Origin of the sequence: Streptomyces paradoxus (assembly GCF_014202475.1) — a bacterium.
Lineage (GTDB): Bacteria > Actinomycetota > Actinomycetes > Streptomycetales > Streptomycetaceae > Streptomyces > Streptomyces paradoxus.
The window spans coordinates 128,578-152,464 of record NZ_JACHGV010000009.1; the positions used below are offsets into that span (position 1 = coordinate 128,578).

Annotated in this window: 19 protein-coding genes; 8 read left to right on the forward strand and 11 right to left on the reverse strand. The window is 71.0% G+C overall.

The window, feature by feature from the left end:
* Nucleotides 1–240: 240 nt before the first annotated feature.
* Genes tkt through pgl form a run of 5 tightly spaced genes read left to right on the forward strand, consistent with a single transcriptional unit; the run spans nt 241 to nt 6,888 of the window.
* On the forward strand, nt 241–2,328 hold the full coding sequence (gene tkt, locus HNR57_RS27560) for a transketolase (protein ID WP_184563999.1): 2,088 nt from the start codon (nt 241–243) through the stop codon (nt 2,326–2,328).
* 34 nt (nt 2,329–2,362) lie between these two features.
* Nucleotides 2,363–3,481, forward strand: a complete 1,119-nt coding sequence (gene tal / locus HNR57_RS27565; RefSeq protein WP_184564001.1) for a transaldolase — start codon at nt 2,363–2,365, stop codon at nt 3,479–3,481.
* Nucleotides 3,482–3,485: 4 nt separating this feature from the next.
* Entirely contained in the window at nt 3,486–5,009 is a 1,524-nt protein-coding gene (gene zwf, locus HNR57_RS27570) for a glucose-6-phosphate dehydrogenase (protein ID WP_184564003.1), read from the forward strand.
* Nucleotides 5,006–6,106, forward strand: coding sequence for a glucose-6-phosphate dehydrogenase assembly protein OpcA (gene opcA / locus HNR57_RS27575; protein WP_184564005.1), 1,101 nt, complete (start codon nt 5,006–5,008; stop codon nt 6,104–6,106). Before zwf ends, opcA begins: the two co-directional genes overlap by 4 nt.
* Complete coding sequence (gene pgl / locus HNR57_RS27580; protein ID WP_184564007.1) at nt 6,103–6,888, forward strand: 6-phosphogluconolactonase; 786 nt, start codon at nt 6,103–6,105, stop codon at nt 6,886–6,888. Before opcA ends, pgl begins: the two co-directional genes overlap by 4 nt.
* Nucleotides 6,889–6,937: 49 nt before the next feature.
* Here the strand turns inward: pgl and HNR57_RS27585 are convergent, their stop codons facing one another.
* From HNR57_RS27585 to HNR57_RS27605, 5 genes are all read right to left on the reverse strand, one after another.
* Entirely contained in the window at nt 6,938–7,777 is an 840-nt protein-coding gene (locus tag HNR57_RS27585; protein WP_184564009.1) for a carbohydrate ABC transporter permease, read from the reverse strand.
* Nucleotides 7,774–9,135 (reverse strand): ABC transporter permease subunit, encoded by a 1,362-nt coding sequence (locus HNR57_RS27590; protein WP_184564011.1) that lies wholly within the window; start codon nt 9,133–9,135, stop codon nt 7,774–7,776. The genes HNR57_RS27585 and HNR57_RS27590 overlap by 4 nt, the downstream gene beginning before the upstream one ends.
* 6 nt (nt 9,136–9,141) lie before the next feature.
* Nucleotides 9,142–10,467, reverse strand: coding sequence for an ABC transporter substrate-binding protein (locus tag HNR57_RS27595; RefSeq protein ID WP_184564013.1), 1,326 nt, complete (start codon nt 10,465–10,467; stop codon nt 9,142–9,144).
* Nucleotides 10,468–10,505: 38 nt separating this feature from the next.
* The gene (locus tag HNR57_RS27600) at nt 10,506–12,161 is read right to left on the reverse strand and encodes a glycoside hydrolase family 13 protein (protein WP_184564015.1); all 1,656 of its coding nucleotides are present in this window, start codon (nt 12,159–12,161) and stop codon (nt 10,506–10,508) included.
* 153 nt (nt 12,162–12,314) lie between these two features.
* A complete protein-coding gene (locus tag HNR57_RS27605) occupies nt 12,315–13,586 on the reverse strand; it encodes an ABC transporter substrate-binding protein (RefSeq protein WP_184564017.1) in 1,272 nt (423 codons plus the stop codon).
* A 122-nt stretch (nt 13,587–13,708) separates the two neighbouring features.
* Between HNR57_RS27605 and HNR57_RS27610 the strand changes: the two genes are divergently transcribed.
* From HNR57_RS27610 to HNR57_RS27620, 3 genes are all read left to right on the forward strand, one after another.
* Entirely contained in the window at nt 13,709–14,224 is a 516-nt protein-coding gene (locus tag HNR57_RS27610) for a PadR family transcriptional regulator (RefSeq protein WP_033310756.1), read from the forward strand.
* A gap of 41 nt (nt 14,225–14,265) precedes the next feature.
* Nucleotides 14,266–14,979, forward strand: coding sequence for an ABC transporter ATP-binding protein (locus tag HNR57_RS27615; RefSeq protein ID WP_246555042.1), 714 nt, complete (start codon nt 14,266–14,268; stop codon nt 14,977–14,979).
* 81 nt (nt 14,980–15,060) lie between these two features.
* Nucleotides 15,061–17,343, forward strand: coding sequence for an ABC transporter permease (locus tag HNR57_RS27620; RefSeq protein ID WP_184564019.1), 2,283 nt, complete (start codon nt 15,061–15,063; stop codon nt 17,341–17,343).
* A gap of 367 nt (nt 17,344–17,710) precedes the next feature.
* Here the strand turns inward: HNR57_RS27620 and pgi are convergent, their stop codons facing one another.
* From pgi to HNR57_RS27650, 6 genes are all read right to left on the reverse strand, one after another.
* Nucleotides 17,711–19,366: a glucose-6-phosphate isomerase gene (pgi, locus tag HNR57_RS27625; RefSeq protein WP_184564021.1), complete on the reverse strand. Its 1,656-nt coding sequence runs from the start codon at nt 19,364–19,366 to the stop codon at nt 17,711–17,713.
* A 74-nt stretch (nt 19,367–19,440) separates the two neighbouring features.
* On the reverse strand, nt 19,441–20,709 hold the full coding sequence (locus HNR57_RS27630; protein WP_184564023.1) for an MFS transporter: 1,269 nt from the start codon (nt 20,707–20,709) through the stop codon (nt 19,441–19,443).
* A gap of 123 nt (nt 20,710–20,832) precedes the next feature.
* A complete protein-coding gene (locus tag HNR57_RS27635; RefSeq protein ID WP_010352468.1) occupies nt 20,833–21,168 on the reverse strand; it encodes an RNA polymerase-binding protein RbpA in 336 nt (111 codons plus the stop codon).
* 208 nt (nt 21,169–21,376) lie between these two features.
* Entirely contained in the window at nt 21,377–21,613 is a 237-nt protein-coding gene (secG, locus tag HNR57_RS27640; protein ID WP_184564025.1) for a preprotein translocase subunit SecG, read from the reverse strand.
* Between the two features lie 212 nt (nt 21,614–21,825).
* On the reverse strand, nt 21,826–22,602 hold the full coding sequence (gene tpiA, locus HNR57_RS27645; protein ID WP_033310745.1) for a triose-phosphate isomerase: 777 nt from the start codon (nt 22,600–22,602) through the stop codon (nt 21,826–21,828).
* 6 nt (nt 22,603–22,608) lie between these two features.
* Nucleotides 22,609–23,820: a phosphoglycerate kinase gene (locus HNR57_RS27650; protein WP_184564027.1), complete on the reverse strand. Its 1,212-nt coding sequence runs from the start codon at nt 23,818–23,820 to the stop codon at nt 22,609–22,611.
* Nucleotides 23,821–23,887: the final 67 nt, after the last annotated feature.

Sequence of the window (23,887 nt, forward strand, 5' to 3'; positions counted from 1 at the left end):
GCCTCGTGTTGGAGGGCGGCTTCCGACGGGCGGCCGGAAGCTCGATTGAGCACCCGGATGAGCGGCTCCGTATTCACCTGTCGAATGCGGTACGGCCCAGTCAGGAGGCGGATCGGGATCAGTCCCGGCACTCTGGAGTGACTCGAAAAAACGCACGTCCCACGGGGGTAGGCTCGACTGCGGCCGGTGGGCGCCCCGATACACCGGCATCCGACATGTGGAGAGGAGCCCTGACCCAGGGTGAGCACCAAGCCGACCACCACAGACCTCGAGTGGACCGAGTTGGACCAGCGGTCCGTCGACACCGCGCGTGTCCTGGCCGCCGATGCCGTACAGAAGGTCGGTAACGGCCATCCGGGTACGGCGATGAGCCTGGCGCCTGCCGCCTACACCCTCTTCCAGAAGGTGATGCGGCACGACCCGGCGGACGCCGACTGGGTCGGGCGGGACCGCTTCGTGCTGTCCGCCGGCCACTCGTCCCTGACCCTCTACACCCAGCTGTACCTGGCCGGCTTCGGCCTGGAGCTGGACGACCTGAAGTCCTTCCGCACCTGGGGCTCGAAGACCCCCGGGCACCCGGAGTACGGGCACACGACCGGTGTGGAGACGACGACCGGCCCGCTCGGCCAGGGCGTCGCCAACGCGGTGGGCATGGCGATGGCCGCCCGCTACGAGCGCGGTCTGTTCGACCCGGAGGCCCCGGAGGGCGAGTCGCCCTTCGACCACTTCATCTACTGCATCGCCGGTGACGGCTGCCTCCAGGAGGGCATCTCCGCCGAGGCGTCCTCGCTGGCCGGCCACCAGAAGCTCGGCAACCTGATCCTGCTGTGGGACGACAACCACATCTCGATCGAGGGCGACACCGAGACGGCCGTCTCCGAGGACACCGCTCTGCGGTACGAGGCCTACGGCTGGCATGTGCAGCGGGTCGAGCCACAGGAGAACGGCGACCTGGACCCGGCCGCGATCTACGAGGCGATCCAGCAGGCCAAGGCCGTCACGGACCGGCCCTCGTTCATCGCGATGCGCTCGATCATCGCCTGGCCGGCCCCGAACGCGCAGAACACCGAGGCCGCGCACGGCTCGGCCCTCGGCGACGACGAGGTCGCGGCCACCAAGCGCGTCCTGGGCTTCGACCCGGAGCAGAGCTTCGAGGTCTCCGACGAGGTCATCACGCACACCCGCAAGGCGCTGGAGCGGGGCCAGGCGGCCCGCGCGGTGTGGGAGAAGGCGTACCAGCAGTGGCGGGACAACAACCCCGAGCGTGCCGCGGAGTACGACCGCGTCGCCCAGGGTGAGCTGCCCACCGGCTGGGAGGAGAAAATCCCGGTCTTCGAGGTCGGCAAGGGCGTGGCCACGCGTGCCGCCTCCGGCAAGATCCTCCAGTCCCTCGGCGCGGTCATCCCCGAGCTGTGGGGCGGCTCGGCGGACCTGGCCGGCTCCAACAACACCACGATCGACAAGACCAGCTCCTTCCTCCCGGCGGACAACCCGCTGCCGGAGGCGGACCCGTACGGCCGCACGATCCACTTCGGTATCCGCGAGCACGCGATGGCCGCCGAGATGAACGGCATCGCGCTGCACGGCAACACCCGGATCTACGGCGGCACCTTCCTGGTGTTCTCCGACTACATGCGCAACGCGGTGCGGCTGTCGGCGCTGATGCACCTGCCGGTGACGTACGTGTGGACGCACGACTCCATCGGCCTCGGCGAGGACGGCCCGACGCACCAGCCCGTCGAGCACCTGGCGTCGCTGCGCGCGATCCCGGGCCTGAACGTCGTGCGCCCGGCGGACGCCAACGAGACCGCGGTCGCCTGGCGCGAGATCCTCAGGCGCTGGACGAAGGAGTTCGGCAAGGGCCAGCCGCACGGCCTGGCGCTGACCCGTCAGGGCGTCCCGACGTACGAGCCCAACGACGATGCCGCCAAGGGCGGTTACGTCCTGTTCGAGGCCGACGGCGGTGAGCCCGAGGTCATCCTGATCGCCACCGGTTCCGAGGTGCACGTCGCCGTCGAGGCGCGCGAGCAGCTCCAGGGCGCCGGCGTGCCCACGCGCGTCGTGTCCATGCCGTCGGTGGAGTGGTTCGAGCAGCAGGACCAGGGGTACCGGGACAGCGTCCTGCCGCCGTCCGTCCGGGCCCGTGTCGCGGTGGAGGCCGGTATCGGTCTCACGTGGCACAAGTACGTGGGGGACGCCGGCCGCATCGTTTCCCTGGAGCACTTCGGTGCTTCGGCCGACGGCAAGGTGCTCTTCCGCGAGTTCGGCTTCACTCCCGAGAACGTGGCCGCCGCCGCGCGGGAATCGATCGCCGCAGCTCAGCGCTGACGCTCATATACGACACGTAGGAGATGGAATTTCCATGACAGACGCACTCAAGCGCCTCTCCGAGGAAGGCGTGGCGATCTGGCTGGACGACCTGTCGCGCAAGCGGATCACGTCCGGCAACCTCGCCGAGCTGATCGACCAGCAGCACGTCGTGGGCGTCACCACCAACCCGTCGATCTTCCAGAAGGCGATCTCGCAGGGCGACGGCTACGACACGCAGCTGACCGACCTCGCCGCCCGCAGGGTCACCGTCGAAGAGGCCATCCGCATGATCACGACGGCGGACGTCCGTGACGCCGCCGACATCCTGCGCCCGGTCTTCGACGCCACCGGCGGCAAGGACGGCCGGGTCTCGATCGAGGTCGACCCGCGCCTGGCGCACAACACGCGGGCCACGGTCGCCGAGGCCAAGCAGCTCGCCTGGCTGGTGGACCGGCCCAACACCCTCATCAAGATCCCGGCGACCGAGGCGGGCATCCCGGCCATCGCCGAGACCATCGGCCTGGGCATCAGCGTCAATGTCACGCTGATCTTCTCCCTGGAGCGCTACCGCCTGGTCATGGACGCGTTCCTGGAAGGCCTGGAGAAGGCCAAGGAGCGCGGCCTGGATCTGTCGCAGATCCACTCCGTGGCCTCGTTCTTCGTGTCCCGTGTGGACACCGAGATCGACAAGCGGATCGACGCGCTGGGCACCGACGAGGCCAAGGCCGCGCGCGGCAAGGCCGGTGTCGCCAACGCCCGGCTGGCCTACCAGGCGTACGAGGAGGTCTTCTCCTCGGACCGCTGGAGCGCCCTGGAGAAGGCGGGCGCCAACAAGCAGCGTCCGCTGTGGGCGTCCACCGGCGTGAAGGACAAGGCCTACAAGCCCACCCTCTACGTCGACGAACTGGTCGCGCCCAACACGGTGAACACCATGCCGGAGGCGACCCTGTTCGCCACCGAGGAGCAGGGCGAGATCCGCGGCAACGCCGTCGCCGGCACCTACGAGCAGGCCCGCGCCGACCTCGACGCGGTCGAGAAGCTCGGGATCAAGTACGACGACGTGGTCCAGCTGCTGGAAGAAGAGGGCGTCGAGAAGTTCGAGGCGTCCTGGACCGACCTGCTGAAGTCGACCGAGGCCGAGCTCAAGCGCCTCGCCCCCTCGGAGGGCTGAACAGGTGTCGAGCAGCAACCCGCTGCGTGACCCCGCGGACCGACGGCTCCCGCGTATCGCGGGGCCGTCGGGCCTGGTCATCTTCGGCGTCACGGGCGACCTGTCCCGGAAGAAGCTCATGCCCGCCGTGTACGACCTCGCCAACCGGGGTCTGCTGCCGCCGGGCTTCTCGCTCGTGGGCTTCGCCCGCCGCGAGTGGGCGCACGAGGACTTCGCCCAGGAGGTCCACGACGCGGTCAAGGAGCACGCCCGCACGCCCTTCCGCGAGGAGGTCTGGCAGCAGCTCATCCAGGGCATGCGCTTCGTGCAGGGCACGTTCGACGACGACGACGCGTTCGAGCGGCTGCGCTCCACGATCGAGGAGCTGGACAAGGCGCAGGGCACGGGCGGCAACTTCGCCTTCTACCTGTCCGTTCCGCCGTCGGCCTTCCCGGTGGTCATCCAGCAGCTGAAGAAGCACCAGCTGGCCGACCAGACGAGCGGTTCCTGGCGGCGCGCGGTCATCGAGAAGCCGTTCGGCCACAACCTGGAGTCGGCCGAGGAGCTCAACAAGGTCGTCCACGAGGTCTTCGCCCCGGACCAGGTCTTCCGCATCGACCACTACCTGGGCAAGGAGACCGTCCAGAACATCCTGGCGCTGCGCTTCGCCAACACGATGTTCGAACCGATCTGGAACCGGTCCTTCGTGGACCACGTGCAGATCACCATGGCCGAGGACATCGGCATCGGCGGCCGGGCCGGGTACTACGACGGCATCGGCGCCGCCCGTGACGTCATCCAGAACCACCTGCTCCAGCTCATGGCCCTGACGGCCATGGAGGAGCCGGCCTCCTTCGACGCGGACGCGCTGGCCGCCGAGAAGACCAAGGTCCTCGGCGCCGTGAAGCTGCCGCAGGACCTGGGCCGGGACACCGTGCGCGGGCAGTACTCCGCGGGCTGGCAGGGCGGCGCGAAGGTGATCGGCTATCTCGACGAGGACGGCATCGACGCCTCGTCGAAGACCGACACCTACGCCGCGATCAAGCTGGAGATCGACAACCGCCGCTGGGCGGGCGTCCCCTTCTACCTGCGCACCGGCAAGCGGCTGGGCCGCCGGGTGACGGAGATCGCCGTCGTGTTCCAGCGGGCCCCGCACTCCCCCTTCGACTCCACCGCGACCGAGGAGCTCGGCTCCAACGCGATCGTCATCCGGGTCCAGCCGGACGAGGGCGTCACGGTCCGCTTCGGCTCGAAGGTGCCGGGCACGTCGATGGAGATCCGGGACGTGTCGATGGACTTCGCGTACGGCGAGTCCTTCACGGAGTCGAGCCCGGAGGCCTACGAGCGTCTGATCCTGGACGTTCTGCTCGGTGACTCGAACCTCTTCCCGCGCACCGAGGAGGTCGAGCTGTCCTGGAAGATCCTCGACCCGATCGAGGAGTACTGGGACAAGAACGGCAAGCCCGCCCAGTACCAGGCCGGTACCTGGGGGCCCGTCGAGGCGGACGAAATGCTCGAGCGACACGGACGGAGCTGGCGCCGGCCATGAAGATAGACCTCACGGACACCACCGCCAGCAAGGTCAACAAGGCGCTGGTGCAGGGCCGCCGTGCGATCGGCACCCCGGCGGTCGGCATGGTGCTCACGCTGGTCATCGTGACGGACGAGGAGAACGCCTACGACGCGCTGAAGGCCGCGAGCGACGCCGCGCACGAGCATCCCTCGCGCACGCTCGTGGTCATCCGGCGCGTCTCCCGCTCGCCCCGTGACCGTACGCAGTCCCGCCTCGACGCGGAGGTCCGGGTCGGTGCCGACGCCGGCTCCGGTGAGACGGTGGTGCTCCGGCTGTACGGCGAGGTCGCGGACCACGCCCAGTCGGTGGTGCTGCCGCTGCTGCTGCCGGACGCCCCGGTGGTGGTGTGGTGGCCGGTGAACGCGCCGCTCGACCCGGCGAAGGACCCCCTGGGGGCCCTCGCGCAGCGCCGCGTCACCGACACGTACGCCTCCGAGCAGCCGGTGCGGGACCTGGCCACCCGGTCCGGGACCTACACCCCCGGCGACACGGACCTGTCCTGGACGCGCATCACGCCCTGGCGTTCCATGCTGGCGGCGGCGCTCGACCAGGTGGCCTGCGAGGTCCGGGCCGTCGAGGTGGAGGGCGAGGAGTTCAACCCGAGCTGTGAGCTGCTGGCGATGTGGCTCGCGGACCGGCTGGACGTCCCCGTGAAGCGGTCGCTGTCCGGCGGACCCGGTCTGACGGCGGTCCGGATGGACACCAACTGCGGCCCGATCAAGCTGGACCGTGCCGACGGCTCGCTGGCGACACTCTCCATCGAGGGCCAGCCGGACCGGGCGGTGGCGCTCAAGCGCCGGGAGACCGCCGAGCTGATGGCAGAGGAACTGCGGCGCCTGGACCCGGACGACACGTACGCGTCCGCGCTGCGGTACGGGGTGGACCGGCTGAAGTCCCCGTCGTCGGCGCAGTCGGTGCAGTCGGTGCCCAAAAGTGAAGGGCGAGCAGGACTCGCCCTCCCCGCTCCCGTTGAAGCGGCTGCGAAAGCACCCGCTGCGGAAGCGACGGCGCAGGCACCGGTGAGGCGGGAACCGCCCGAGCTGGAGCCGGTACGGAAGGCGACGAGCAAGTGAGTACGGCACCGCAGTTGGTCGTGCACCGCGACAAGGAGCTGATGGCGCAGGCCGCGGCGGCCCGGCTGATCACCAAGATCGTGGACGCGCAGGCCTCCCGGGGCTCGGCGTCCGTGGTCCTGACGGGCGGCCGCAACGGCAACGGCCTGCTGGCCGCCCTGGCCGCGGCGCCCGCCCGGGACGCGATCGACTGGAGCCGGCTCGACCTCTGGTGGGGCGACGAGCGGTTCCTGCCCGAGGGCGACCCGGAGCGCAACGTCACCCAGGCGCGGGAGGCTCTCCTCGACTCGGTGCCGGTCGATCCGAAGCGGGTGCACGCGATGCCCGCGTCGGACGGGCCGCACGGCACCGACGTGGACGCGGCGGCCGCCGCGTACGCGGAGGAACTGGCGCAGGCGGCGGGCCCGGAGAACCACGGCCCCGTTCCCACGTTCGACGTGCTGATGCTGGGCGTCGGGCCGGACACGCATGTGGCGTCGCTGTTCCCGGAGTTGCCGGCGGTCAGGGAGACCGACCGCACGGTGGTCGGCGTCCACGGCGCGCCCAAGCCGCCGCCGACCCGGGTGACGCTGACGCTGCCGGCGATTCGCGCCGCCCGTGAGGTATGGCTTCTCGCGGCCGGGGAGGACAAGGCCCAGGCGGCCGCCATCGCCCTCTCGGGCGCGGGCGAGATCCAGGCCCCGGCAGCGGGGGCGTACGGCAGGAGCCGGACGCTGTGGCTGCTGGACGGGGCGGCGGCCTCGCAACTGCCCCGGTCGCTGTATCCGCCAGCGTCTCCGTGAACGCCTTCGGGCCCCACTTCGTAGCGAAGTGGGGCCCGAAACGCATGCGCTACTTCACCGACCCCGCCATCACGCCCTGCACGAAGTGCCGCTGGAACGCGAAGAACACGACCACCGGAACCACCAGGGACACGAACGCCCCGGGGGCCAAAACATCGATGTTGCTGCCGAACTGGCGTATCTGGGACTGGAGTTCCACGGTCAGCGGCTGCGACGCACTGTCCGCGAACAGCAGCGCCACCAGCATGTCGTTCCACACCCACAGGAACTGGAAGATGGCCAGGGAGGCGATCGCCGGCCGCCCCACGGGCAGGACGAGCCGTGTGAAGATCCGCCACTCGGTGCCGCCGTCCATGCGCGCGGCCTCCAGCATCTCCTTCGGCATCTCGGCGAAGTAGTTCCGCAGCAGGAACACCGCGAAGGGAAGGCCGTACGCCACGTGGAAGAGCACGACCCCGGGGATGGTGCCGAACAGGCCCAGCTGGCCGAAGAGTTTGGCGACCGGCAGCAGACCGATCTGCACCGGCACCACCAGCAGCGCGACCACGACCAGGAAGATCGCCTCCCGCCCGGGGAAGTCCAGCCACGCGAAGGCGTACCCCGCGAGTGCCGCGACGACCACGACCAGCACCGTCGTCGGCACCGAGATCAGCACCGTGTTCCAGAACGCCTGTGTGATGCCGGCGTTCCCCAGCAGCGCGGAGTAGTTGTCGAAGGACAGCTGCCCGGGGCTGGTGAACACCGTCCACCAGCCGCCCTTCGCCGTGTCCTCGGCGGACCGCAGGGAGGACAGGAACAGCCCGGCCAGGGGCGTCATCCACACCAGGCCGACCACCACGAGGAAGGCCTGGACGACCCCGTTGCCCAACCCGCGCCGAACCGCGTTCATCGCTGACTCCTTCGGAAACGGCGGACGTTGAACACCATGGCCGGGACGACCAGCAGCAGGAGCAGCACGCCCAGCGCGCTGCCGAGCCCCTGGTTGTTGCCGCCGCCGAACGACACCAGCCACATCTGGGTCGCGAGCACGGTCGCGTCCTCCTGCACGGGCCCGGGCGCGATGATGTAGACGAGGTCGAAGACCTTCATCACGTTGATGACGAGGGTGATGAAGACGACCGACAGGACGGGTGCCAGCAGCGGCACCGTGATCCGGCGGAAGATCTGCCACTCGTTCGCGCCGTCCATCCGTGCCGCCTCCAGCGCGTCCCGCGGCAGCGTCGACAGACCCGCCCCGATCAGCACCATGGCGAAGCCGGTCCAGATCCACAGGTACGCGCCGATGATCGCCGGGGTGACCAGCGCCGGACCGAGCCAGGAGACACCCTCGTAGGGCGGGGCGAAGTTCGACGACGGCAGTCTCACCTCGTAGGAGCCCGCTTCGAGCCCCTCGAAGCGGAAGGAGCCGTCGGCGGCGGTGGTCGCCGAGGCGACCTGCTTGCCGTCGCGGACCGCCTCGACCTTCATCTGGGGCAGTCCGCTCTCCCGGCGGTCGACCTTGCCCTGCTCCCCTCCCCCGCCGGGGGTGAAGTCCAGGTAGACGACACCGCGCAGTTCGTCGGCGGCGGCCTCGCGCCCCGCCGCCGGGTACGCCGGCTCGGCCCCGCCCGGCAGTTCGCCGGGCTGCACGCCGACCAGGCCCAGCGCCACCGCGTCCCCGGGCGACACGCTCGTGCTCGTGCGGTAGGAGCCGTCCTTGTCCTTCGTCAGGCCCTGGCCGTCCCGCGCCCGGGCCGTCGGGTAGGAGGACTCCCCCTTGAAGGCGTCGTGGACGGAGACCACCGCCGCGTTGAGCACGCCCTTGTCGGGGTCCTCGTCGTAGGCCAGGCGGAAGATGATGCCGGCGGCGAGGAAGGAGACCGCCATCGGCATGAAGAGCAGCAGCTTGAAGGCCGTCGCCCAGCGGACCTTCTCCACCAGCACGGCGAGGATCAGCCCGAGGCCGGTGAGCAGGGCCGGGGCGATGACGACCCAGATGGCCGTGTTGCGGACGGCCTTGAGGGTCGCCGGGTCACGGAACATCTCGGCGTAGTTGCCGCCGCCGACGAAGCTCGTCCCGGAGGCGTCGAAGAAGCTGCGGCCGATGCTGAACAGCACGGGGTAGACGACGAGCGCGCCGAGCAGCAGCAGCGCGGGCAGCACGAACAGCAGGGCGATGATCTTCCCGCGCCGGCGCAGCCGCCGGGTGCGGTCGGCGACCGGGCCGGGTGGTGAGGAGCTCGTCTCTTGCACGAGGGTCGCTGTCATGGCGTATCAGTCCTGGTACGCCTTGGCCGCCGCGGCCTCCAGCTTCGCCGCGGTGCCCTTCGGGTCCGACGGGTCGCGCAGGAAGTCCTGGAGCAGCTTCCACTCGCCGGCGCCCTTCGTGCCGCCGAACGCGGCCGGGGCCTGGTCGGACATGTCGAAGCGGACCGAGTCCCCGGCCTGGACGAGGGACTTGGCGGTGGCGCGGGTGACGTCGTCGCCGTAGGAGGCGAGGTCGAGCTTCTTGTTCGGGGAGAGGAAGCCGCCCGCCTCGGCCCAGACCGCGGAGGCCTCGGGGGTCGAGAGGTACTCCAGGAGGGCCTGGGCGGCCTTCTGGTTCTTGCCGTCCTTGAGGACGACGGCGGCGTCTCCGCCGCTGACGACCGGTGCCTCGCCGCCGCCGACGGCCGGGAACGGGAAGAAGTTGGCGTCCTCGCCGACCTTCTTACCGAACTGGTCCTTGGCGACACCGGCCACGAAGTCGCCCTCGTAGACCATGCCGGCCTCGGGCTCCGGCCCGAAGACCTTCTCGACCGAGCCGGGGAAGTCGGTGTTCAGGGCGCCCTTCTGGCCGCCGGCGATGAGCTGCTTGTCCTTGAAGAGCTTGCCGAGGGTGGTGAGGGCGTCGACGACGGACGCGTCGGTCCACTTCAGCTCGTGGGCGGCGAGGGCGTCGTACTTCTCGGGCCCGGCCTGGGAGAGGTAGACGTTCTCGAACCAGTCGGTGAGGGTCCAGCCGTCCTGCCCGGCCACGGAGAACGCGGCGAGGCCGGAGTCGGACACGGTCTGCCCGGCCTTGAGCATCTCGTCGTAGCTCTTCGGGGGCTTCACGCCGGCCTGTTCCAGGGCGTCGGGGCTGTACCAGACGGTCGACTTGTGGGCGGCCTTGAAGTAGAGGCCGTAGAGGGTGCCGTCGACGCTGCCGTACTTCTTCCAGACGGGGGCGTAGCCCGCGTCGACGGCCTGCTCGGTCTTCTTCGACAGCGGCTTGAGCCAGCCCTGCTGCGCGAACTGCTTGAGCACGCCGACCTGCGGGACCATCACGACGTCGGGGGCGTTGCCGCCCTCGATCTTGCTGCCGACGACGGTGGAGACGTTGTCACCGGTGGACGTGAACTGCGTCTTGGCGCCGGTCTTCTCGGTGAAGGCGTCCAGCACCTTCTGGAAGTTCTTCTGCTCGGTGCCGGACCAGACGCCGGCCACGGTGACCGTCTGGCCGCCGAGCGCCTTGTCGCCGCCGCCGGCCGAGACGGGCCCGCCGCCGCAGGCGGTCGCGCCGAGCGCCAGGACGAGGGCGGTGCAGCCGGTGAGCAGGGTGGTACGTCGTCGCATCATCGTTGATGTCCCTTCGGGAAGTTGACTTGCGCGGGAGTTCAGGAACGGATCCACCAGGCGGCCGTCGAGCCGGAGAGCACTCCGGCCGGGCAGGGGCCGCTGGCGAGCAGGGGGGCGCCGGGGACCGGCGCGGGGGTGGGGGCCGTACCGAAGTTGACGGCGCACACCAGGTCGCCGCGTTCGAAGGCCAGGACGCCGGGCGGGGCGTCCACCCAGCGCAGCGTGCCCTCGCCCAACTGGGGCAGTGCGGCGCGCAGTTGCAGGCCGTCGCGGTACAGGTGCCAGAAGGAGCGGGTGTCGGCGAGGGCGCGGTCGGTGGCGTACTCGGCGAAGTACTCCGGCTGCGGCAGCCACGGCTTGGCGCTCTCGACGCCCGATGTGAAGCCGAACGGCGAGGCCTGGCCGGACCAGGGCAGCGGGACCCGGCAGCCGTCGCGGATGCGGGCCCTGCTGCCGGTGCGGCGGAAGATCGGGTCGGTGAGCACGTCGTCGGGCAGGTCCACGACCTCCGGCAGGCCGAGCTCCTCGCCCTGGTAGATGTACGCGGCGCCGGGCAGGGCCAGCATGAGCAGCGCGGCGGCGCGGGCGCGGGCGGCGCCGAGGCCGCTGCCCTCGGTGGCGGGTTCGCCGTAACGGGTGACGGTGCGGACCTGGTCGTGGTTGTTGAGGACCCAGGTGACGGTCGAGCCGGTGCCGGCGATGTCCTGCATGGCCTCGGAGATGACCTTCTGGAAGGCATCGGCCTCCCAGGGGGCGCTGAGCAGGTCGAAGAAGAAGGCCTGGTGCAGCTCGTCGGGGCGGACGTACTGGGCGTGCTCGCGGGCGGTGGGGACGGACACCTCCCCGACGAGGAGGCGCTCGGAGCCGTCGCGCTCGGTGTACTCCTCGCATATGGAGCGCCAGCGCCGCCACACGTCGTGCACCTCGGGCTGGTTCCAGGCGAGCGGGTTGACCGAGTCGCGGGTGCGGGCGTCGGCCTCCGGGTCGTCGGAGTCGGGCAGCTCGGGGTGCTTGTAGAGGCCGGCGGCGACATCGATGCGGAAGCCGTCGACCCCCCGGTCGAGCCAGAAACGCAGCACCCGGTCGAACTCGGCGGCGACCTCGGGGTCGCGCCAGTTCCAGTCGGGCTGCTCGGGCGTGAACATGTGCAGGTACCACTGGCCGGGCGTCCCGTCCGGCTCGGTCACCCGGCTCCATGCCGGGCCGCCGAACATGGCGTGCCAGTTGTTGGGCGGCTCGGCGCCGTCCGGGCCGCGGCCGTCGGCGAAGTGGAAGCGAGCCCGGGCCGGGCTGCCGGCGGGGGCGGCGAGCGCCTCGCGGAACCAGGGGTGCTCGCTGGAGCAGTGGTTCGGGACGATGTCGAGCAGCACCTTGACGCCGAGCCGCCGCGCGGCCCCCACCAGCTGGTCGAACTCGCCGAGGTCGCCGAAGAGCGGGTCGACGTCGCAGTAGTCGGCCACGTCGTAGCCGTGGTCGTGCTGGGGCGAGGGATAGAAGGGGCTCAGCCAGATCCCGTCGACGCCGAGCTTCTTGAGGTACGGCAGTCCGGCCCGGACGCCGGCGAGGTCGCCGATGCCGTCGCCGGTGCTGTCGAGGAAGCTGCGGACGTAGACCTGATAGATCACTGCGTCACGCCACCAGTGGTGCCTGTTCAACCCATCGACCTGTCTCTGAGAAGGGCAGCGGTTATGCATGCATGTTAAGTAGGCGTGTCGAGAGGGTGTCAATGAAAAGGCAGAAGCAACTGACTGGTTGAGGCGGCTGAACCAGGACTTATCGGGCGCTATGAAGCAAGATGAGACCCGCGCGTTACCTAACAAGTAACTAGAGGGAATCTGCGGGCGGAGCTAGCGGTGCGAGATGACCGCGAGCTCTCGCGCCAGCCGCCGCACCGCCGCCGCGGGCGTCTGGTGCCCGGCCATCGCGTCGTGCACGACCGCCTGCACGACAAGGCTGACCTGGTCGTAGCGCGGGCTCTTGGGGCGCGGCTCGGCCGCGAGCACACTCGTCCGCAGGGTCGGCAGGTACGGGAACCTGCGGATGAGAGCCGGGTCCTGGTAGAGATCGGCCCGTACGGGCGGCAGCGCGCCACGGGTGAGGACCTGGCGCTGGACACGCTCACTGGTGAGGTACGCGATCAGGCGGGCCGCCGAGTCGGGATGCCGCGCGTGGGCGCTGACGGCCAGGTTGGAGCCGCCCAGGACGCTGGTTCCCGGCCCGTCGGGTCCGGGCAGGGGTACGGCGCCGATCTTCCCGGCGACCTTCGAACCCGGGGCGGAGGCACCGACGTAGGCGTACGGCCAGTTCCGCAGGAAGAGCAGCCGGCCGTCCTGGAAGGCCTGCTTGGACTCCTCCTCCTTGTACGTCAGCGCCTGTCGGGGGATCCACCCCTCTCGCACTCCGCGCGCCAGGAACCCGATGCCCTCCCGGGCCGCGGCCGAGTCGACGGTGACGCGCTCGCCCTCGTCACCGAGGATCGAGCCGCCCGCCGAGTAGACGGCCTCGGCCGCGTTGACGGTGAGGCCCTCGTAGGGCAGGAACTGTCCGGCGTAACCGTCGAGGCCGTGCTTCGGGGCGATGGTCTTGGCGTACCGCTCCAGCTCCGCCCAGGTGCGCGGTGGCTCGACGCCCTCCTTCGCGAGGACGTCCTTGCGGTACAGGAGCAGGCCGGCGTTGGTGACGTAGGGCACGGCGTAGAGCTGCCCGTCGTAGGTCGCCGTGTCCACGACCGGCTGGAGGAAGCTCTTCAGCGGGAAGCGGTCCCGGGGCAGGGGCCTGATCCAGCCCGCCGCGGCGAACTCCGGGGTCCAGTTGACGTCGATGTTGAGCACGTCGAACCGGCTGCGGTCGCCGTCGCGCAGGTCGGTGATCATCTGGGCCTGGGTCTCGTCGGCCGAGTCCGGCAGCTCGACGAGGGTCACCTTCTCGCCGGGATGGGTGCGATTCCAGCCCTCCAGCAGGGGGCCGAGGTAGCCGGTGAGGTCCCCGGCGGTGGCCAGGGTGAGGGGGCCGCGGCCGCCCTCCGGGGGCTCGCCCGCCTGCGCCCCGGCGGCAACGTAGCCTGTCAGGACCACGACGAGAACGAGAAGGCCCCTACCCGCGGCATGGATCCACCGCATAGGTTCCTCCCTGTACACCGGCGCTGGGCACCCTTGCCCGGAATCAGAGGCCATGTATACCTGTTAGGTATGGGCGATACTAGGGCCTGGAGCACATTGGACCGGACAGGAGGACTGCACGCGTGCGCCTGCCCCTCCTGGCCCTCCTCGCCCGCGGACCAGCCCACGGCTACGAGCTCAAGCAGGACCTTGAGCAACTGCTGGGCTCCGCGTACCCTCAGCCGAATGTCGGCCAGATCTATGTGACGCTCGGCCGCCTCGAGAAGTCGGGACTGATCGAGGGCGAGGACGTGGCGCAGTCCAGCCGGCCCAACAAAAAGGTCTACCACCTCACCGACGCCGGGCGGGAGGCGCTGCGCGCCTGGTTCGAGGAGCCCGAGGACGAGCCGCGGGTGCGGGACGAGTTCTTCATGAAGCTGGCGCTCGCTCCGCAGACCGGTCTCGCCGAGCAGATCTCCCTGATCAACCAGCAGCGGCGCCAGTACCTGAACACCATGCGGCAGCTGTCGAAGCTGGCCGCAGCAGAAGACCGCGACAACCGCATCGCCCATCTGCTGATCGAGGGCGCGATGCTGCACCTGCAGGCCGACCTCGACTGGCTGGAACGGTGCCAGGAAGAGCTGGAGGAGCTGGAGTGAGCGACGACCGTCCCGCTCCTGTGCTGCGCGCCGAGGGCCTGATGAAGACCCACCACGGCGAGGGCGCCCCGGCGCGTGCCGTGCGCGGGGTCGACCTGTGCGTACGGCAGGGCGAGTTCGTGGCGATCACCGGCCCGTCCGGCGCCGGCAAGTCGACGCTGCTGCACCTGCTCGGCGGGCTCCAGCGGCCGGACGCGGGCAGCATCTGGCTCGACGGCGAGTCCACCGACACCTACGGCGAGGCCCGCTGGGCGGTGGAGCGCCGCAAGCGCATCGGCATCGTCTTCCAGTTCTTCAACCTCGTCTCGAACCTGTCCGTCGCCGACAACGTGGAACTGCCCGCCCTGCTCGCGGGCACCTCGCCGAAGCAGGCGCGCACCGAGCGTGAGGCGCTGCTGGCCGAGCTGGGCCTGACGGGCAAGGAGCGCAGCATGCCGGGCGAGCTGTCCGGTGGCGAGCAGCAGCGCGTCGCCCTGGCCCGGGCCCTGGTCAACCACCCGCCGCTGCTGCTGGCCGACGAGCCGGCGGGCAGCCTCGACAGCAAGGGCACCCGCGAGGTGATGCGGCTGCTGTCCCGCTTCCACCAGCGCGGTCAGACGATCGTGCTGGTCACCCACGACGCCCGGCTGGCGAGTGCCGCGGACCGGGTGATCAGCTTCTTCGACGGCCGGATCGCCGACGACGCGGAACTCGACGGCGGTACCACCCCGCCGCGCCGCTCCGGGATATCCGGTGTGCTGGAGCTCAAGGACTGACATGCGCGACGTCCACGACCACGGTGCGGACCTGCGCCTCCACGACGGCCGCGCGGCCCGCGGGCCGAGGGACTGAGGCCCGTGCGAGCCACCCTGCGCTGGGCACACTCCGATCTGCGCACGCACCGCGGCGAGGCGCTGTTCCTCGTCCTCGCCACCGCGGGCATCGTCGCGTCCCTGCTGCTGGCCACGGCCTTGTTCGGCTACGCGACCAACCCCTGGCAGCGCGTCTTCACACAGTCGCACGGCGCCCATGTGTGGCTGCACACCGACAAGGCGGCAGACACCGGGAAGCTGGCCGGTCTGGACGGCGTGGACACCGTCGCCGGCCCCTATCCCACCGCCGCCGTCACCGTCTCCGCGCGCGGCAGCCGCGCCTCCGTCGAGCTGCGCGGCACCCCGGAGCGGCCCTCGGTCGGCCGCCCGCCGATCGTCTCCGGCCACTGGCTGGACCCCTCGGCCCCGAACGGCGTGGTCCTGGAGAGCCGTCTCGCCCGGGCCCTGCTGGCCGAGCCCGGCGACACCCTCACCGTGCCCGGCACTGCCCGCGAGCTGACCGTCGTGGGCCTCGCCGACAGCGCCGAGCCGCGCTACCGGCCCGGTGAGCAGCCGGGCCTGGTGTGGGCACTGCCGTCGGCCGTGCCGGACCCCGGCGGCCAGGTCATCGGGCTGCGGCTGACGGACCCCGGCGACACGTCCTACATCGTCCAGCGCGCCGTGACGGTGCTGGGCTCCGGGGCGATCGGCGAGGTCTCGACCTGGCAGCAGGCGCGGGCCGAGGCGCAGGGCGACAACCGGCTGCTCGGCCAGGTGCTGGGGCTGTTCGGGCTGGGCGCACTGGTCGCGGCCGGGCTCGCCGTGCACGGGGCGATCGGCACCCGCATCCGCGGACACCTGCGCGATCTCTCCGTCCTGAAGGCCATCGGCTTCACTCCCGGCCAGGTCGTCCGCGTCTTCCTGCTCCAACACCTCGCCTACGCCCTGCTCGGCGCCCTGGCCGCCGCCGGTCTCGCCGAGGCCCTGGGCAGCCGGATCCCCGGGCGGCTCGGGGACGCGGTCGGCGTGTGGCAGGGGCTGCCCGGGCACACCGTGGCGCTGATCGTGGTGCCGGCCGGCGCGGTGCTGTTCATCGGCGCGACCACCGGGCTTGCCGCCTGGCGGGCCGGGCGCGTGCCGCCGGTACCGCTGCCGCGACCCGCCGCGACCTCGGGCGGACGGCTGTCCGGCGTGTCGCGCCGGGCCCTGGGCGTGCGGATTCCGCCCGCGCTGGTGCTGGGCTGGCACACGGCGTTCACCCGCCGCCCCCGCTCCCTGGCCACCGTCGCCCGTCTCACCCTGCCGCTGCTGCTGATCGTCGTCGCGATGAGCGCCTGGACCACCATCGACCGCTTCCACAGCCGACCCGAACAGGTCGGCCTGCCCGCCGCGCTCAGCGTCCGAGCCGACGCCGGGCACAGCGAGCAGCAGACCCGCGCGCTGCTGGAACGCGACCCGGGGGTGGCCGCCGCCTACCCGGGCGTCGAGACGGCCGCCCTGGGTCCGAGCCAGACGTCGACCATCGCGCTGCGCGGCCTCGGCACCCACCTGGACCCCTACCCGCACACCCTCGCCGAGGGCCGCCCCGCCCGCGGCGCCGACGAGGCCGTGGCCGGTCAGGGGCTGCTCGACCTGCTGGACGCGCGGGTCGGCGACTGGGTCCGGATGACCGTCGGCGACCAGCCGCTGATCCTGCACATCGTGGGACGCAGCATCGAGCCGGAGAACGCCGGCCGAGTGATCTCCACGTCCCTCGACACCCTCCGCGAGAGCGACCCGGGGCTCCGCCCGACCCTCTACGAACTCCGCCTGCACCCCGGCGCCGACCCACGGGAGGTCGCCGACCGGCTCACCGCGGCCGGGGACGGCCACCTGGACGTGCACACGGTCGCCAACCCGGCCGACGGGCTGTCCCCGCTGCGCGCGGTCGTGGCCGGGCTGACCGCCGTGCTCGCCCTCATCGGGCTCATCGAGTTGCTGACCGCGATCGGCGGTACCGTCCGCGAGGGCGAGCGGGACCTGCTGGCCCTGAAGGCCATCGGCCTGTCCCCCCGGCAGATCACGGCTATCACCGTCACCGCCACCGGGCTCACGGCCTTGGCGGCCGTCCTCGCCGCCACCGCCCTGGGACTGCCGCTCGCCCACTGGCTGATCGACGCCCAGGGCCGCTCCAGCGGTATCGGCGCGGGCATCGCCCAGGGCCCCTCCGCGATGCTCGTGGTGCCGCTCGGGGCGGCGGCGGTCCTGTGCGCCGCCGCGCTGGCAGCCGTCCCCGCGGCCAGGGCCGCCCGCCGGCGCCTCGCGGACACGCTGAGCGCGGTGGCCTGACGTCGACGCCGGTCAGCCGCCGTACGGGTGCTGCGGGCCGTACGGTGGCGGCGGGTGCGGCGCGTACGGATGCTGCCCGCCCGGCACGTGGCGCGGCCGTACCGGTTCCCTTGCGGCGGCAGGTACGGCGCTCCCGGCGGGGGGATCCCCGCAGGCATCGGCGGGACCGGCCCGGGCGCCGGTGCCTGCGTCGCCGGATGGGCCTTCAGCCGGATGCCGTACCGCCGCTTCAGCCGCCCGGTCTCCAGCAGCGCGATGGCGGTGACCGTCACCGGCGCGCCCGGGATGAAGATGATCCCCATGATGATCGTCCGGGAGTCCACGGGAAGCGGACGGCGCACTGCCGTCCGCTTCCCGTCCGCTCTCGTCACTGCCGGCCGCGCAGCTCCCGGTAGGTGGCGACCAGCGCGGTGGTGGAGGCGTCCAGGCCCTCGACCTCGGCGCCCTCGGTCAGCGCGGGTTCGACGCGCTTGGCGAGGACCTTGCCGAGCTCCACGCCCCATTGGTCGAAGGAGTCGATGTTCCACACCGCGCCCTGCACGAACACCTTGTGCTCGTAGAGGGCGACCAGCTGGCCGAGGACCGACGGGGTCAGCTCGGGCGCGAGGATCGTCGTCGTCGGGTGGTTGCCCTGGAACGTCTTGTGCGGCACCAGCTCCTGCGGCACGCCCTCGGCCCGCACCTCCTCGGGCGTCTTGCCGAAGGCGAGCGCCTGCGTCTGGGCGAAGAAGTTGGCCATCAGCAGGTCGTGCTGCGCCTTCAGCTCCTCGCTCAGCTCGGCGACCGGCCGGGCGAAGCCGATGAAGTCCGCCGGGATGAGCTTCGTGCCCTGGTGGATCAACTGGTAGTAGGCGTGCTGTCCGTTGGTGCCCGGCGTGCCCCACACCACCGGCCCGGTCTGCCAGTCCACCGGGTTCCCGTCGCGGTCCACCGACTTGCCGTTGGACTCCATGTCGAGCTGCTGGAGGTAGGCGGTGAACTTGGACAGGTAGTGACTGTAGGGCAGCACCGCGTGCGACTGGGCGTCGTGGAAGTTGCCGTACCAGATGCCCAGCAGGCCCAGCAGCAGGGGCACGTTGGCCTCGGCGGGCGCGGTCCGGAAGTGCTCGTCGACGATGCGGAAGCCGTCGAGCATCTCCCGGAAGCGGTCCGGGCCGATCGCGATCATCAGGGCCAGGCCGATCGCGGAGTCGTACGAGTAGCGCCCGCCGACCCAGTCCCAGAACTCGAACATGTTGGCCGTGTCGATGCCGAACTCGGCGACCTTCTCGGCGTTCGTCGACAGCGCCACGAAGTGCCTCGCGACGGCGGCCTCTCCCCCAGCGAGCGCGTCCAGCAGCCAGGAGCGCGCGGATGTGGCGTTGGTGACCGTCTCGATGGTGGTGAAGGTCTTGGAGGCGATGACGAACAGCGTCTCCGCCGGGTCCAGGTCCCGTACCGCCTCGTGCAGGTCGGCGCCGTCCACGTTCGACACGAAACGCACCGTCAGCGCGCGGTCGGTGAAGGCCCGAAGCACCTCGTAGGCCATCGCCGGGCCGAGGTCGGAGCCGCCGATGCCGATGTTGACGACGTTCCGGATGCGCTTGCCGGTGTGGCCGGTCCACTCGCCCGAACGCACCCGGTCCGCGAAGTCCGCCATCTTGTCGAGCACGGCGTGCACGTCGGGCACCACGTTCTCGCCGTCGGCCTCGATCACGGCGTCCCGCGGGGCGCGCAGCGCGGTGTGCAGCACGGCCCGGTCCTCGGTGGTGTTGATCTTCTCGCCGCGGAGCATGGCGTCCCGGAGCCCGAAGACACCGGTGGCGGCGGCCAGTTCGCGCAGCAGCCGCAGGGTGTCGTCGGTGACGAGGTGCTTGGAGTAGTCGACGTACAGGTCTCCGACCCGGAGGGTGTACGCGGTGCCGCGGCCTGAGTCGGCTGCGAACAGCTCGCGCAGCCCGATGTCGCCCAGCTCCTCGCGGTGCTTGGCCAGTGCCGTCCACTCGGGCGTCTGGTTGAGCCTGGTACGGCCGTCTGCGTTCATCTCGGACTTCAGCCTTCTTCCTTGCCTGCCTGTGCTGCTGCGTACCTGCCCCGCTGCCGGTCCAACCTAGTTGATCAGCGGTTGCCGTGGCCTGTCGTGGCGCCGTCGTCCGGCGCAACAACAGGTACGTCCGCCTGGCGCGCGGGTATCAGCGCGGTGACGGACAGGACGAAGAAGGCGGCCGCGAGCAGCGCCGGGGTGTTCTCCCCCCAGGCGCCGGCGACGGCTCCGCCCAGCAGCGCGCCCAGGGGTGTGCCCGCGACCGCGAGCGTCCGGAAGGCGGAGCTCACACGGCCCAGCAGCTCGGCGGGGCTGCGCTGCTGCATCAGCGTCGTGGTGTTGACGTTCCACACCATGCCCATGAACCCGAGGACGGCCAGGGCGGCCACCAGCGCGACCATGCTGCGCACCGAGCCCATGACGAGGAGGGCGGCGGTCTGAGCCGTCCCGGCGAGGAGCACCAGGCGCATCCGTCCGAAGCGGGCGACGAGCCGGCCGCCGGCCACTCCCCCGGTCAGGCTGCCGACCGTGTAGGCGGTCGTCGCCACCGCGTATCCGGCGTTGCCCGCGTCGAGCCAGCCGGTCACCAGGATCACGAGGGTGGCGATGAGGGCGCCCATGCCGATGTTGCACAGGGCGGTGGCGGTGCACAGTCCGCGCAGGGCCTTGTCGCGGGTCAGGACGCGCAGTCCCTCGGCGATCTCCCGCCGCAGTGTGCTGCCCGCCGGCCTCGGCTCGCGGTCCGGCGCGGCGGCCGGGAGCGTGGCGATCAGCGCGGCGGCCACCAGGAAGGTCACCGCGTCCGCCGCGAACGGCACCGCCACCCCTGCCGCCAGCAGCAGCGGCACGACCGGCCCGCCCAGCAGGCCGCCGGCGATGCGCTGGCCGGTCAGCAGCCGGGCGTTGGCACTGCCCAGCCCCTCCCGGTCGACCAGGGCGGGCAGCAGCGCGGTCGCGGCGTTGTCGAAGAGGGTCTGGAGGGTGGTCAGTGCGAAGGCCAGCACGATCAGCAGACCGATCGAGGCGTGTCCGAGCGCGACGGCGACCGCGAAAGCGGCGACCAGCAGCCCGCGTAACGCGTCGACCATCCACATGGCCCGCCGCTGGTCCACCCGGTCGGCGACGGCCCCGCCGAGCAGGCCGAAGACGATCCAGGGCAGATACCCGCAGGCCGTGACGGAGGCGATGAGCAGCGGATCGTCGGTCAGCGTGACGGCCAGCAGGGGTAGTGCGGCCGTCCGCAGCGCGTCGCCGAAGCTGGACAGCACGGCGGCACTCCACAGCCGTCCGAAGCCTCCGCGCCATGCGGGCGGTGCGCTGCTCCCCACCCCGACCGTCGCCACCGCTCCCCCTCATGGTTCGTCCGATGCACAAACCGTAGAGGGCACCACTGACAATCGGTCGGCGGTGAAGGCGGGGAGGCAGCTCCGGCCGGGCACCTGCTGGTGCCCGGCCGGTCTCGACTTCTAGATCTCGCCCCGCAGTTTGGCGAGCGCCTCGGCGAGGATGGCCTCGCCGTCGGCGTCGCTGCGCCGCTCACGCACATACGCCAGGTGCGTCTTGTAGGGCTCGGTGCGCGGCGGGGCCGGGGGGTTGTCCCGGTCCTGGCCTGCCGGAAAGCCGCAGCGGGGACAGTCCCAGGTATCGGGCACCTGCGCGTCGCTGGCGAAGCTCGGCTGGGTCTCGTGTCCGTTGGAGCACCAGAAGGAGATGCGCAGCCGCGGCGCGGACTCGCCGCGCTCGGCCTCGCCCATCGGCCCCGCCCCGACCCGGCTCCCCCGGATCGCGTTGCCACTTGCCACGGTCGTAACTCCCTGCGTGATGGTGCCGCGAAGCGAGTCGGCGTTCCGCTTCGCTGCGAGCGCCTCAGTCTACGTAAGGCCCAACGCGCGTCCAGTGATTGGAGTTACAACCCTCACACCTAGACGCAAGCCCCATGATAGGCCGCGCTGTGCTGCGCGTACCGAACATGGGGCCTTACGTACGGGTTCCGTGCGGATTGCGGCTCGGTCAGGTGTTCACCTTCATCAGAATGCCGAGCACGACAATGCACGCGAACCACAACAGACCGATCACGACGGTGATCCGGTCGAGGTTGCGCTCGGCGACCGAGGAGCCGCCGACGGAGGACTGCATGCCGCCGCCGAACATGTCGGAGAGGCCGCCGCCCTTCCCCTTGTGCATCAGCACCAGCAGCATCAGCAGCAGGCTGAAGACGATCAGGGCGATCGAGAACCCCAAAACCACGGCTGGACCAACTTCCTCGGATTCGGATGGACGACGCGGGGCCCAGCACAGAGCTGGACCCCGCAAGGGTACGACGGATCGCCGCTACCGCATACTCGCGATTGGCCGGGTCGCCTCCGGGGCGCTCCATGCCGGTGTCGAGAGGTCGACCGTGCTCAGCCCTTCGGGCCTCCGCGCGCTCGACCTCTCGACACCGGCCGCGCCCCTGCGGCTCACTGGTCGCGGAAGCGCACGATCTTGACGAACTCGTCGGCGTCCAGCGAGGCGCCGCCGACCAGGGCGCCGTCGATGTCGGCCTGGGCCATGATCTCCGCGACGTTGCCCGCCTTGACGGAGCCGCCGTACTGGATGCGGACCTTGTCGGCCAGGTCCTGCGAGTACAGCTCGGCGATCTTGCCGCGGATCGCCGCGCAGACCTCCTGGGCGTCCTCGGCGCCGCAGACCTTGCCGGTGCCGATGGCCCAGACGGGCTCGTAGGCGATCACGACGGTCTCGGCCTGCTCGGCGGGGAGGTCCTTCAGACCGCCCTCGACCTGGGCGAGGGTGTGGGAGACGTGGTTGCCCGCCTCGCGGACCTCCAGTTCCTCACCGACGCACAGGATCGGGGTCAGACCGTGCTTGTAGGCGGCCTTGACCTTGGCGTTGACCAGCTCGTCGGTCTCGGCGTGGTACTGGCGGCGCTCGCTGTGGCCGATGGCGACGTACGTGCACTTCAGCTTGGCCAGCATCGGGCCGGAGATCTCGCCGGTGAAGGCACCGCTGTCGTGCGCCGAGATGTCCTGGGCGCCGTACTTGATCTTGAGCTTGTCGCCGTCGACCAGGGTCTGCACGGAGCGCAGGTCGGTGAAGGGCGGCAGGACGGCGACCTCGACGGCCTCGTAGTCCTTGTCGGCCAGGGCGAAGGCGAGCTTCTGGACGTGCGCGATGGCCTCGAGGTGGTTGAGGTTCATCTTCCAGTTGCCCGCCATCAGCGGCGTGCGCGTGCTCATATGGGGTCAGTCCTCCAGTGCGGCGAGGCCGGGGAGCGTCTTGCCCTCGAGGTATTCGAGGGAGGCGCCGCCACCGGTCGAGATGTGGCCGAATGCGTTCTCGTCGAAGCCCAGGATGCGGACGGCGGCGGCGGAGTCGCCACCACCGACCACCGTGAAGGCCTGGGAGTCGAGGAGGGCCTGGGCGACCGCCTTGGTGCCCTCGGCGAAATCGGGGTGCTCGAAGACGCCCATGGGGCCGTTCCAGAAGACGGTGGCGGCGTCGGCGATCTTCGAGGCGTACAGCTTGCGGGACTCCGGGCCGATGTCCAGGCCCATCTGCCCGGCCGGCATGGCGTCCGCGGCGACCGTGCTGGGCCGGCCCGGGGCCTTGGTCTTGAGGTCCGGGAACTCCGGCGCGACCACGACGTCCAAGGGCAGGACCAGCTCGACGCCGTTCTTCTCGGCGCGCTCGATGTACTCCCGGACGACCGGGAGCTGGTCCTCCTGGACCAGGGACGAGCCGATCTCGTGCCCCTTGGCCTTGAGGAAGGTGAAGACCATGCCGCCGCCGATGAGCAGACGGTCGGCCTTGCCGAGCAGTTGGTCGATGACGGCGAGCTTGTCGGAGACCTTGGCGCCGCCCAGGACGACGGCGTAGGGCCGCTTGACGTCGTCGGTGAGCTTCCTCAGGACGCCGACCTCGGTGGCGATGAGGTAGCCGGCGTAGTGCGGCAGCCGGGCCGGGAGGTCGAAGACGGAGGCGTGCTTGCGGTGCACCGCGCCGAACCCGTCACCGACGTAGACGTCCGCGAGGGCGGCGAGCTCGTCGGCGAAGGCGCCGCGCTCGGCGTCGTCCTTGCTGGTCTCGCCGGCGTTGAAGCGCAGGTTCTCCACGACCGCCACCCGGCCGTCGGCGAGGCCGGCGACGGTGGTCCGGGCGGACTCGCCGACCGTGTCGCCCGCGAAGGCGACGTCCGCCCCGAGGAGTTCCCCGAGGCGTGCGGCGGCCGGGGCGAGGGAGAAGGCAGGGTCCGGGGCGCCCTTGGGGCGGCCCAGGTGGGAGGCGACGACGACCCGGGCGCCCGCGTCGGCGAGGGCCTTGACCGTGGGCAGCACGGCGCGGATGCGGCCGTCGTCGGTGATGCGCGTGCCGTCCAGCGGCACGTTCAGGTCGGCGCGGACGAAGACCCGCTTGCCCGCCACTCCCTCGGAGAGTAGTTCGTCGATCGTCTTCATGAAGGGGACTCCTGAAAGAGCTCGTGATCGCTCGTAAGCGCTCGTGATCGAACAGCTCTGATCTGTA